10 protein-coding genes and 1 pseudogene are annotated in these 12,334 nt (G+C 35.9%); 3 read left to right on the top strand and 8 right to left on the bottom strand.

The features are described 5' to 3' along the window. Positions 1-208 precede the first annotated feature (208 nt). Complete coding sequence (locus B5V89_RS18610) at positions 209-1,150, top strand: magnesium transporter CorA family protein (protein WP_108073428.1); 942 nt, start codon at positions 209-211, stop codon at positions 1,148-1,150. A gap of 44 nt (positions 1,151-1,194) precedes the next feature. On the opposite strand, the gene B5V89_RS18605 is transcribed toward B5V89_RS18610, so the two are convergent. The 6 genes and pseudogenes from B5V89_RS18605 to B5V89_RS18580 all read right to left on the bottom strand — a co-directional run bounded on the left by B5V89_RS18605 (position 1,195) and on the right by B5V89_RS18580 (position 9,587). After that, positions 1,195-2,475 carry a dihydrolipoamide acetyltransferase family protein gene (locus B5V89_RS18605; RefSeq protein ID WP_108073427.1) on the bottom strand — a complete coding sequence of 427 codons (1,281 nt, stop codon included), beginning with the start codon at positions 2,473-2,475 and terminating at the stop codon, positions 1,195-1,197. A gap of 29 nt (positions 2,476-2,504) precedes the next feature. Then, positions 2,505-3,488 (bottom strand): alpha-ketoacid dehydrogenase subunit beta, encoded by a 984-nt coding sequence (locus B5V89_RS18600; RefSeq protein ID WP_066234539.1) that lies wholly within the window; start codon positions 3,486-3,488, stop codon positions 2,505-2,507. A gap of 32 nt (positions 3,489-3,520) precedes the next feature. Beyond that, entirely contained in the window at positions 3,521-4,516 is a 996-nt protein-coding gene (locus tag B5V89_RS18595; RefSeq protein ID WP_066234536.1) for a thiamine pyrophosphate-dependent dehydrogenase E1 component subunit alpha, read from the bottom strand. Between the two features lie 36 nt (positions 4,517-4,552). Continuing rightward, complete coding sequence (lpdA, locus tag B5V89_RS18590) at positions 4,553-5,977, bottom strand: dihydrolipoyl dehydrogenase (RefSeq protein ID WP_066234534.1); 1,425 nt, start codon at positions 5,975-5,977, stop codon at positions 4,553-4,555. A gap of 141 nt (positions 5,978-6,118) precedes the next feature. After that, the gene (bcd, locus tag B5V89_RS18585) at positions 6,119-7,216 is read right to left on the bottom strand and encodes a branched-chain amino acid dehydrogenase (RefSeq protein ID WP_108073426.1); all 1,098 of its coding nucleotides are present in this window, start codon (positions 7,214-7,216) and stop codon (positions 6,119-6,121) included. Positions 7,217-7,571: 355 nt separating this feature from the next. Beyond that, positions 7,572-9,587, bottom strand: a pseudogene (locus B5V89_RS18580) (sigma-54 interaction domain-containing protein). A 225-nt stretch (positions 9,588-9,812) separates the two neighbouring features. Between B5V89_RS18580 and B5V89_RS18575 the strand changes: the two are divergent. Beyond that, a complete protein-coding gene (locus B5V89_RS18575; RefSeq protein WP_066234525.1) occupies positions 9,813-10,055 on the top strand; it encodes a DUF2627 domain-containing protein in 243 nt (80 codons plus the stop codon). Between the two features lie 29 nt (positions 10,056-10,084). Here B5V89_RS18575 and B5V89_RS18570 read toward each other — a convergent pair whose 3' ends face one another. After that, on the bottom strand, positions 10,085-10,825 hold the full coding sequence (locus B5V89_RS18570) for a glycerophosphodiester phosphodiesterase (RefSeq protein WP_066234523.1): 741 nt from the start codon (positions 10,823-10,825) through the stop codon (positions 10,085-10,087). A 176-nt stretch (positions 10,826-11,001) separates the two neighbouring features. Between B5V89_RS18570 and B5V89_RS18565 the strand changes: the two genes are divergently transcribed. Beyond that, complete coding sequence (locus tag B5V89_RS18565; RefSeq protein ID WP_066234521.1) at positions 11,002-11,331, top strand: hypothetical protein; 330 nt, start codon at positions 11,002-11,004, stop codon at positions 11,329-11,331. A 62-nt stretch (positions 11,332-11,393) separates the two neighbouring features. Here the strand turns inward: B5V89_RS18565 and spo0A are convergent, their stop codons facing one another. Continuing rightward, positions 11,394-12,182: a sporulation transcription factor Spo0A gene (gene spo0A, locus B5V89_RS18560; protein WP_107920144.1), complete on the bottom strand. Its 789-nt coding sequence runs from the start codon at positions 12,180-12,182 to the stop codon at positions 11,394-11,396. Positions 12,183-12,334 lie beyond the last annotated feature (152 nt).

Below are 12,334 nucleotides of genomic sequence, written 5' to 3'. Positions count from 1 at the left end.
AAATAAAGTGGCTATTTACATTACTACCATAACAATTGTTAAATATATTAAGATAAAAAATATGCCCAAATATATCCCCTCATATCTTAATCTATCGTTTTTATTTTTCTACCCATCTTTTACTAGTAAAAAACGATTAATAATTGTTTTGATTTCAACATTTTAGGGAACTTTAAGTTGATAATAGTATTGCGAGGTGAATATATGGATGAAGAAAATATATTCCACATCAAATTGGGAATGGTATCGCATGGAAAGTGATAATACATCTGAACTAAAAAAGCTTGTAGATCATACTCAGTATTGTAATTATTGGATTAATCGAATCAATAATAATGAATCTAATTACCTTGAAGTTTCTACCTTTAATCCCGAATGTTTGCATTTAAGTGGGTCGATTATCTATCTACAAAATAGTAAAGTGCAAAATGAAAATGATTTGTTTCATTTTTTTATTACAAAGGAATATTTTATTACCGTAGATTTAGACTTTTCAAAGCTACCGGAAACAGTTATTTCAGAAATGTTAATGGAAATGGAACACACCTCTACTGCGATAGAAGGTTTTTTTATTCTAATAGGAGAAATGATCAAAAATTATTTAGCTAAAATTGATGACTTCGAATTAAGACTTAATCAACTGCTTTGGGACTTAAAGGAAAAAAATAATATTGAAATATTAGAAAGGATCCATCATGCGCGGCATGAAATTTTAATTTGGAAAAATTTAATGATTCCTATTAAAGAAATACAAATAGGTATGGATGAGGTGTTTGGTGAAGAACTTACTTCATTTCCTGCTTGTAAACGAACGAACAAAAGAATCGAGAGAACATTACATTTGTTAAAAGAATACCAGCAAGAAATCGATGCTTTAGTTGACTTTGAAGTAGTCGTTTCATCACATCGTGGAAATGAAATAATGAAAACTTTAACTGTGTTAACAACTTTATTCACCCCAATTGCCGCATGGGGTGCTCTTTGGGGGATGAATTTTAAATTTATGCCGGAATTAGATTTAAAATTCGGCTATGTTTACTCGATTATAGTGATAGCTGTTACTACTCTCATCCTTTATTTTTATTTAAAGATGAAAGGCTGGACAGGAGATATTTTGCAGTCATCTAAAAAGCATTCTTTCTTTAAATAATAGAAAGTGTCCCAAAAGCATTCGATACTTTTGGGACACTTTGATTAATAGACTGATGTTTCTTTAGATATGTTTTCAAGGATTTGCTTCACACGTTGGAGGAAACGGCCACAAATTAATCCGTCGAGTATGCGGTGATCGAGTGACATACATATATTCACCATGTCACGAACAGCGATCATACCATTGTTCATAACAACCGGACGTTTGACGATTGATTCTACTTGAAGGATTGCAGCTTGTGGGTAGTTAATAATTCCCATCGATTGAACAGAACCAAACGAACCAGTATTATTTACAGTAAATGTACCACCCTGCATTTCATCTGCCTTTAATGTTCCTGTACGAACTTTATTGGCAAGTTCAAAAATATCACGAGCAATTCCTTTAATAGACTTATCATCTGCATTTTTAATAACAGGTACGAATAAGGAATCGTCAGTTGCAACGGCAATTGAAATATTAATATCTTTCTTTTGTATAATTTTGTCTCCTGCCCACATAGAATTGATTTGTGGAAATTCTTTCAATGCTTGTGCAACTGCTTTTACGAAGAACGCAAAATAGGTGATATTAAAGCCTTCTCGCTTTTTAAAGTCTCCCTTAATCGAATCGCGGTATTCAACAAGATTCGTTACATCCACTTCCATCATTGTCCAAGCATGTGGTGCTTCATGTTTGCTTCTTAGCATATTGCTTGCAATCGCTTTTCTTACACCACTTACTGGAATTTCAATATCACCCGGTAATGTAGGAATGTTTACCGCTGGTGCAGCTGGTTTTGATGCAGCAGGTTGCTTACCTTCAGATACTTCTTTTTCAGATACGGTATTTGTAGTTGGAATATGACCGGATTCAATAATTTTAAGTAAATCTTTACGTGTAATTCTTCCGTCCTTGCCGGTACCATTTACTAAAGAAAGGTCAATATCATGCTCCTGTGAAAGTTTAAGAACGGCTGGGGAATAGCGAACTTTTCCTTTGTCATTTTTCGCAACAGTCGTTTCGTTCTTATCTTGTGTGGACTCATTCACTTTTTCCTCTGTAGGCGTGTCTACTTTTTCAGATGGTGCACCATTACTGCCTTCTACATCCATCATACAAATCACTTCACCGACTTCTAACGTATCTCCTTCGTCGGCGATTAATTCTTTTATCACCCCAGTAAATGAAGAAGGTACTTCTGCATTCACTTTATCTGTCATTACTTCTGCGATTGGATCGTATTTGTTAACGTGATCCCCCGGGGATACTAACCATTTACTAATAGTACCCTCTGTTACACTTTCACCTAATTGAGGCATCGTTATCTTTTCTAATGGCAATTTAAGTAACCTCCTTTTAAGACATTGGATTAGTATTCAGCCAATTCTCTCATCGCTTTTTCAACTTTATCTGGATTGATCATAAAATATTTTTCCATTGTTGGTGCATATGGCATTGCTGGAACATCTGGGCCGGCCAATCTCATAATCGGTGCATCAAGATCGAATAAACAATTTTCTGCTATAATTGCGGATACTTCACTCATAATGCTGCCTTCTTTATTGTCTTCTGTTACAAGTAAAACTTTTCCTGTTTTAGATGCAGCCTCGATGATTGCTTCTTTATCGAGTGGATAGACTGTACGAAGATCTAATATATGGGCTTCTATTCCATCTTGAGCTAAGCGCTCAGCCGCTTGAAGAGCGAAATGGACGGATAAACCGTATGTAATAACCGTGATATCCTCACCTTGGCGTTTGACATCCGCTTTTCCGATTGGTAAGACATAATCATCGTCTGGAACTTCTCCTTTAATTAAGCGATACGCACGTTTATGCTCAAAGAAAAGAACAGGATCTTCATCTCGAATCGCAGCTTTTAATAATCCTTTCACATCATAAGGAGTAGAAGGCATCACAATTTTCAAGCCTGGTTGATTAGCAAATACGGCTTCGACAGACTGAGAATGATACAAGGCTCCATGGACTCCGCCACCATATGGCGCCCGAATGACGATTGGGCAATTCCAATCATTGTTTGAACGGTATCTAATTTTTGCTGCTTCAGAAATAATTTGATTGACAGCCGGCATAATGAAATCAGCAAATTGCATTTCCGCTATCGGTCTCATTCCATACATTGCTGCACCAATCCCAACACCTGCTATCGCTGATTCCGCTAATGGCGTATCTATAACACGATCTTCACCGAATTGATCGTATAAACCGTGAGTCGCTTTAAACACTCCACCTTTTTTCCCAACGTCTTCACCAAGTACGAAAACCTTCGGATCCCTTTCCATTTCTTCACGTATTGCAGTAGTTACTGCATCAATATATGACATCACTGGCATTTTATTTCCCTCCTGTTCTCACGTCTCATTTATTATTCGTTCCCGTATACATATTTTAATGCGTCCTCTGCATCTGCATAAGGAGCATTTTCAGCATAATCAGTTGCTTCATTGACAATTTTCATTACACGATCATTGATTTCTTTTTCAAGCTCATCATTCATAATACCTGTTTCTTTTAAATAGGCACCGAACGTGATAATAGAATCTTTCGTTTTTGCTTCCGCGACTTCATCAGGCGAACGATATGAGCGATCATCATCATCTGAAGAGTGTGCAGTTAAACGGTAAGATACAGCTTCGATAAGTGTCGGACCTTCACCACGTCGCCCTCTTTCTGCTGCTTCCTTAACCGCTCTATATACGTCTAATGGATTATTACCATCAACAGTAACACCAGGCATGCCATATCCAATCGCTCGATCAGATACTTTCTCACATGCTAACTGTTTTTCGATTGGAACAGATATAGCATATTTATTGTTTTCACACATGAAAATTACCGGCAACTTATGTACTCCAGCAAAGTTTGCTCCTTCATGGAAGTCCCCTTGGTTTGATGAACCTTCACCGAATGTCACAAATGTAACTAAGTCTTTATTTTCCATTTTACCCGCCAGAGCAATACCAACTGCATGTGGCACTTGGGTTGTAACCGGAGACGATCCTGTTACAATACGGTTCTTCTTTTGACCAAAATGTCCCGGCATTTGACGGCCACCAGAATTCGGGTCTTCTGCTTTAGCAAATCCCGATAACATTAATTCCTTTGGAGTCATACCAAAGGTTAAAACGACACCAAGATCACGATAATACGGTAATACATAATCCTTATTACGATCTAATGCAAAGGCAGCACCAACTTGTGCAGCTTCTTGACCTTGACAAGAAATAACAAATGGAATTTTTCCTGAGCGGTTTAAAAGCCACATCCTTTCATCGATACGGCGTGCCAACAACATCGTTTCATACATTTCCAATACGGTTTCGTCACTCAAACCTAGTTCTTTATGTCGGTTTTCAGCCATCACTTTTTACCTCCTAAATTTCTTATTTTATTCATATTACGAATGGATTGCTTTACCATCTACAGCTAAAGCAGCTTCACCAATCGCTTCACTTAAGGATGGATGCGGGTGGATCGTATGCCCGATTTCCCACGGTGTTGCATCTAATACTCTTGCTAAGCCAGCCTCGGATATCATATCTGTCACATGAGGTCCAATCATATGGACACCAAGAATATCATCTGTATCTTTATCAGCAATAATTTTCACAAAACCATCGGATTCGCCATATACTAATGCTTTTCCAATTGCTTTAAATGAGAATTTACCAATTTTAACATTATATCCTTTTTCTTTTGCTTCGTTTTCTGTTAATCCAACACTTGCCATTTCCGGATTACTATAAATACACTTCGATACTAGCGAATAATCGATAGGTGTTGGTTTCTTACTCGCCATGTGCTCAACCGCTACAATTCCTTCATGTGAAGCTACATGTGCAAGCTGCAATCCGCCAATAACATCACCAATCGCATAAATATGAGTTTCCTTTGTCTGGTAATATTCATTTACTTGGATGTAGCCTTTTTCTACTTTAATTTCCGTATTTTGCAAACCAATATTTTCGGTGTTGGCGATTCTGCCGACAGACACTAAAATCTTTTCCCCGGTAAAAGTTTGGTTCTCACCTTTAATTTCAGCAGATATTGACACTTGGTCATCTTCCTTAACTAAAGTTTCTGATAAAACTTTAGCTGAGGTAACAATTTTAATGCCTTTCTTTTTGAGAATTCTCGCTGCTTCTTTTGATATTTCATGATCTTCTGTTGGTACAATACGATCAGCATATTCAATAACGGTTACATCGACACCAAAATCATTTAACATGGAAGCCCATTCTATCCCAATCACACCGCCACCTACGATAATCATAGATTTAGGTAATTCTTTTAGTTGTAGTGCTTCATCTGATGAAAGAACAAAGGAACCATCAATATCCAATCCCGGAAGAGATCTTGGACGAGATCCGGTAGCAATGATCACGTTTTTTGGAATGAGCATCTCATTTTCTTTCCCATTATTTAATTCAACAGATATCGTTCCAGGCATTGGAGAAAAAATTGATGGTCCTAATATTCTTCCTATTCCTTCATAAACATCGATTTTTCCCTGTTTCATTAAATGTTGAACACCGCGATGTAATTGCTCGACTATCTTTTCTTTTCGTTCTTGCACATGGGAGAAATTAAGTTGGATGTCACCAATTGAAATACCATATTCCTCACTTTTTTTCGCTGTCGCATATACTTCTGCACTGCGTAGTAAGGCTTTGCTAGGTATACATCCTTTATGTAAACAGGTTCCGCCTAAAAGTCCTTTTTCAACGATTGCTGTTTTAAGACCTAATTGTGATGCCCGAATCGCAGCTACATAACCACCTGTGCCACCGCCAAGAATGACTAAATCATATTCCTGTGCCAAGCTTATTCCTCCATTCCTATAAAAACATTCTATTTTAAATTCATTTTTCTCATTACATTCTGATATACCTTCACATTTTCCACACCTATGAAGAAATAAATATCAATGAATCAGCTAAGCTGATTCATTGATATTTATTGACTAAGCACGATAACTTAAAATATGACGGTTATTTAGTAAAAATTGACTTCTTGATTTGGATACTTTAGCAATTCGCTCTTCCGCCATTCTATCAGCAGCTACGTATGTTGGAATGCCGTCACGTTTTGAAATTTCGATTACTTTTGCCACATTATTATAAATTCCTTCAACTTTTTTCATCGCACGTTCAGGATTATATCCATATAATTCATCCGCAACATTGATTACTCCACCAGCATTGATAACGTAATCTGGTGCATAAACAATTCCCATTTCATGAATTTGGTCACCATGACGTGTTTCTTTTAATTGATTATTAGCTGAACCTGCAATTACCTTTGCTTTTAATTGAGGAATTGTTTCATCATTAATAATCGCACCCAATGCACATGGCGCAAAAATATCGCTGTTTACACCATAAATATCATTAGGATCGACAACTTCGGCACCAAATTGTTCCACAGCTCTTTGCACAGCTTCTTTGTTAATATCCGTCACGATTAATTTCGCGCCTTCTTCATGTAAATAACGGCAAAGTTCAAAAGCAACGTTTCCTACACCTTGAACAGAAACCGTTAGTCCTTCAAGTGAATCCGTTCCAAATGCTTCATTTGCTGCAGCTTTCATGCCAACATAACATCCATAAGCAGTTACTGGTGATGGGTTACCGGAAGAACCAAATGCTGGTGAAATACCTGTAACAAAATTTGTTTCCTCATGTATTAAATCCATATCAGCAACAGTTGTACCTACATCTTCTGCAGTAATATAGCGACCGTTTAGACCTTGGATGAAACGGCCAAATGCCCGAAACATTTCTTCATTTTTATCTTTGCGAGGGTCACCAATAATAACTGTTTTCCCTCCGCCTAAGTTTAGCCCAGCTGCTGCATTTTTGTATGTCATCCCTCTAGCTAAACGTAGTGCATCTTCAATGGCTGCATCCTCAGAAGCATATGTCCACATCCTTGTCCCACCTAATGCAGGTCCTAAAGTAGTATCATGAATCGCAATAATTGCTTTTAAGCCAGATTGTTCATCTTGACAAAATAATAATTGTTCATAATCGTATTTTCCCATATATTCAAAAATTTTCATTTCAATCTCTCCATCTCTTTATAATTTAGCAGAACAAATCGCTAGTGCTAATAAATATAATTCTTTTCGTCTCTACATAAATAAAAACTTGCTAAATTTTTCTACCACAAATGAAACCGCTTCCAATACCTCGTAATCTTCTCGCAGCTGCAATTGCTACTTTTACTTTATTTTGTTGGGTTGCACGGTTAAGTATTGTGTCTAAATCCATATGTGCTGCCTCAACCCCTTTATATAAAAATCCGTACTCTATGTACTGATGCAATTTTCATGCCAATTAAATTATAGCATTTAAATCAGTATTAATAAAATTTTAACTACCAAAACTCGTGCAATTTTTTTCAAACTACGCAAATTATTGCATGTTATTATTTGCAAGCTTAAATTTTTCTAACTTGTAATATAAATTTCTAATTGATACACCTAGTTGCTTTGCTGTTGCTGTCTTATTTCCATTGTTTTTCTCCAATACTTGTTGAATGACATTTCTCTCATAGCTCTCTACAAGAGTAGTTAAATCTTGTTCAGCTGTCATTGTTTCGGAGTAGGTGGAGGCATGTTGAATATCTTTTTTATTGGATAATACAAGAATATGTTGCTGATCAATTTGTGCTTCATTATAGCCCATAAAAATGATTGCTCGACTTAAAATATTCTCCAATTCACGAACATTTCCCGGCCAATCGTAATCCATTAGTTTTACCAAGGCCTCTTTCGTAATCCCCTCTACATTTCTTCCATAATCCTGATTAAGCTATTGAATTAGCTTTTGGCATAAAAGCGGTATTTCCGTTTTCCTATTTCTTAGGGGAGGAATTTGAATCGGCATTCTATTTATTCGATAATAAAGATCTTCACGAAATGATTTATCTGCAATCGCCTTTTCTAAATTTACATGTGTTGCCGCAATAATTCTAACATTGATTGGGATAGGTTTAGTCCCACCGACGCGGACAATCTCATTTTCCTGCAAAACCCTTAGCAATTTTGCTTGCGTATTAGCACTTAGTTCGCCAATTTCATCTAAAAAGATACTCCCGTTGTTCGCTTCTTCGAAAAGTCCCCTTTTGCCACCTCTCTTTGCTCCTGAAAATGCTCCTTCTTCGTAACCAAATAATTCACTTTCCAATAATGATTCCGAGATTGCGGCACAATTCACACGAATGAATTTATTATACTTTCGATCGCTTGCATTATGTATCGCATGAGCAAAAAGTTCCTTCCCAGTTCCTGACTCTCCCCTTAGTAAAATCGTTACAGGGGTTTTTGCCCCTAATTTTGCTTGTTCAACTGCAATATCCATTTCTTCCGAATTGGAGATAATATCCTCAAATGTATATTTTGCTTCTAAATTTCTAATAATTTGCCGTGCCCGGTCCAATTCTTTTGTCAGCGATTGAATTTCTGTAACGTCATGAATAACCCCAACACTCCCTTTTAAAATTCCATCGACAATAATTGGAGCGACATTTACAATGACTTCTTTTTTCATTGGTCCTACGCGCATTTTCGTTCCACGAATCGCTTTTCTCGTTTGTATGACCTTTAAATGCATACTTTCCCCTTCGGAAATATCAATAGTTGCCGGTTTTCCGATTACTTGCTCCTTCGTTAATCCAGTGATTCGGGTATAAGCGGGGTTAATTAATATTCCTCGTCCATTTTCATCAACTACAGATATTGCATCATCACTTGAATGAATAATTGCTTCTAACATCGTTTGAATTTCTTTTAAATTTGTAATTTCTTCGGCTAAATTGACTACTTCAGTAATATCTTTAAAAACAGCAATCGCACCAATAACAATATTCTTTTCATTTATAATCGGTATCCGCGTCGTTATAATTTTCAGTCCATTATCAAGCACTGTTTCTTGATTTGCTTCAATTCTTCTAGTTGAAATTACCCTAGGTAATTGACTTTTCGGAATAACATCGAGAATATGTTTACCTATCGCATCTGCGATCGGAACTTCTGTCATTCTTTCAGCACTTTTGTTAAAAAATATAATCTTTTCTTCCGTGTCTATTACAACCATAGCTTCATCTGTTGAATTAAATATCAGATTATGCTTATACGTTTCATCTTGTAAAGTTGATATCAGCTCTTCTTTTTCCTCCATCAATGTTGCGATTAAATAAGCAACACTCCCAGGAATTAAAACAGTGTGTTTATTACGAACTTGAAGAATTTCTTGAAAAACAGCTTCATCTCCCGTAACTTCGATAATGATATCAATGGAATCATCTAAAAAATCTTTCCAGTTCTCCCCTGTTTGTATGCCCCTTTTTTTAGCCAATTGGATTCCTTCTGCATTGTTGTTTGGGTCGGTAACCGCTATCACTTTAAACATGCTGCTGCCGACGAGCATTTTTAAAATAGCCGCACCACCCTTACCACCACCAACCAATAATACGTTTTGCAAGTTTCGAGCCCCCTAACAATGCAATATATTTCATACTTTTATTTTATGAATAGTTAAAGGTAAATTCAAGTTTTATAACGGGTCGATTGCTTGACAAATAATTTCGTTGTTATATGATTTTTTTGTTGGATAAAACATTTACCTAAGTTTATTTACTTAAGGAGAACCTTTATGATACGTCTTATTGCTTTATTAATAATGGTAATACCGGGATGTTTCGCGGCGCTTGGTATTAAATTAATGCGGGATATGTTGTTTGGAATCCTCCAACCTCCATTTCCATATTTGTGGCTTCAATTTCTTGTAGGTCTCGTTTTATTTATTGGAGGATTAGGATTTATTGCAGGATTTGTTTTTTATCGTGATCGAAAACGAAATAAAGTCCAAAAACGGTTTAGAAAAAGTATTAAATAAAAAAATCTGCGTGTATTGAGCAGATTTTTTTATTTTGATAGTTTTTTTCTTATTTTAAATGCCTTTTCCGGATAGTCAGTAATAATCGCTGAACACTGAATGGCGATTAATCTTTCCATGTCACTTTCTTTATTCACTGTATATGGGCGAACGGCTATCCCATTAGCCATGGCCTCTTGTATAATCATATTCGGTGCTGCCTTAAAGTTTGGATGCAATCCTTTCGAATGAATCGCTTTAGCGTATATCCACGGCATATATAAGCCATCCGAGTATAATGGGGCGGTTTCTAATTCAGGAGCCAATTGATAGCAGCGTACAAGCGAATAGTGATTAAACGAAGAAATAATGATTCGTTCCTCGTACCGATAATCTCTTATCAGTTGGATCACTTTTTCTTCTAATAACGGATACATGATTTTTCCATTTTTCATTTCAATATTACATAGGAGATTATTTCCTCTCATCCACTCAAACACTTCTTTTAAAGTAGGTATTTTGGGACTTCTAATAAAGGACTGGAAGGTTTTAAATTTATAGCTTGCATTCAATTCTTTTAGTTCCGCTACCGTCAACTGATGAACAAACCCTTTTCCGTTTGTTGTGCGATCCACCGTTTCATCGTGAATAACGACAATTTCTCCATCTTTAGATAGATGAACATCAAGTTCAAGCCCTTCTGCACCTGATTTTTCAGCAGCAATAAATGATTCCATCGTATTTTCAGGATGTGTTCCTGCCGATCCACGGTGTGCAAATATAAAGGTCATGTAGTCACTTCCTTGGCTTTTTTTATTTCTAGTCTATTACACAGTATGAACAATAACATCCATATGGAAGAAATTTTACTTAATTGATTAATTTACTTGTTATTTTACCAATGCATATTCCACATTCCAATCAATATACATAGTATAAACGAAATACTTGTCATAAGGAGTGCATGATGAAAAAGGTTTTAATAAAAATCGTCGTACTATGTCTATTATTGATCGTCCTTTTCTTTTTATTATCTCGTCCTTCAACTAGTTACAAAAAAGTAGTAATTATTGAAAAATATTACACTCCCCAATCAAAAGGAAAAGCAAAAGGAGTGAAAACTAAGAAAAGTATACCAGTAATATCAACTCCAAATGGAAAGGCAGCATGCTTAATGGAATTTGATAACGGAAAAATTCTAGAAATGGATTGCGATACGTATGTACAATATTCAATTGGGGAAAAAGTAAAAATCAAATATAAAAATCATCGTTTAATCGATATAAGACGAAAATAATATCCATCAAAAAGGGTCCTTACGTTAGGACCCTTTTTAAATACAATTTAGAAAAAAATTTATTAGGACGCTTTATGTTCCAAACGCAGTTTATCCGCAACCATTGCAATGAACTCGCTATTTGTCGGTTTAGCTTTGGACATGCTTACTGTATAACCAAATAAGGAAGAGATCGAATCAATATTTCCGCGACTCCATGCAACTTCTATCGCATGGCGGATTGCACGTTCTACACGACTTGCAGTCGTATTAAATTTTTTCGCGATATCAGGATATAATACTTTGGTAATTGATCCGAGAAGCTCTATATCATTATATACCATGGAAATGGCTTCTCTTAAATACAAATACCCTTTAATATGTGCGGGTACACCGATTTCATGGATAATGCTGGTGATACTTGCATCTAAATTTTTTGGTTTCTCTTCATTATTAGATCTAATAAAGGAATGATTTTCCTTTTTCAAAATTGGACTTGGCTTCCCGCTAACTTGCCGAATTTGGTTTGCAAGATTATTCATGTCAAAAGGTTTTAAAATAAAATATGAAGCTCCGAGTTCAACCGCCTTTTTCGTAACATCCTCTTGTCCAAATGCAGTCAGCATGATTACGTTTGGCATTTCACTTTTTTGTCTTAACTTTTCAAGAACTCCTAATCCATCGAGATGAGGCATAATAATATCCAATATTAGCACATTTGGTGAAGCATCTTGTAACATTTCTAAGCACTCTTGCCCATTATACGCAACACCGCTAATTTCCATATCATCTTGAGAAGAAATAAATTCTTCTAATAAAGCAACTAACTCACGATTATCATCTACGATACAAACTTTAATTTTGTTGTTCACTCCTTGTTTCCTCCTCAATTACTAACCACTTTTTTTCATATCTTATTCTCTTATCACATTTTCGACAATGCCTTATAAATTCCTTCTTATATTTGAAAATTTATTAAAAAAAATATATTTTCTCTATTTTTCTCTTTATTTCTCTCGATTTC

The organism is Heyndrickxia sporothermodurans, assembly GCF_003055045.1.
Classification (GTDB): domain Bacteria; phylum Bacillota; class Bacilli; order Bacillales; family Bacillaceae_C; genus Heyndrickxia; species Heyndrickxia sporothermodurans.
The sequence above is the reverse complement of the archived record's forward strand: the minus strand, read 5'-3'. Positions and strand labels throughout refer to the sequence as shown.

Excerpts from the sequence above, each read along its gene's own strand:
- B5V89_RS18565 (WP_066234521.1), top strand. The coding sequence starts at position 11,002 with ATGAAAAAGGTTTTAATAAAAATCGTCGTACTATGTCTATTATTGATC.
- B5V89_RS18595 (WP_066234536.1), bottom strand. The coding sequence starts at position 4,516 with ATGGCTGAAAACCGACATAAAGAACTAGGTTTGAGTGACGAAACCGTA.
- B5V89_RS18610 (WP_108073428.1), top strand. The coding sequence starts at position 209 with ATGAAGAAAATATATTCCACATCAAATTGGGAATGGTATCGCATGGAA.
- B5V89_RS18600 (WP_066234539.1), bottom strand. The coding sequence starts at position 3,488 with ATGCCAGTGATGTCATATATTGATGCAGTAACTACTGCAATACGTGAA.
- B5V89_RS18575 (WP_066234525.1), top strand. The coding sequence starts at position 9,813 with ATGATACGTCTTATTGCTTTATTAATAATGGTAATACCGGGATGTTTC.
- B5V89_RS18570 (WP_066234523.1), bottom strand. The coding sequence starts at position 10,825 with ATGACCTTTATATTTGCACACCGTGGATCGGCAGGAACACATCCTGAA.
- bcd (WP_108073426.1), bottom strand. The coding sequence starts at position 7,216 with ATGAAAATTTTTGAATATATGGGAAAATACGATTATGAACAATTATTA.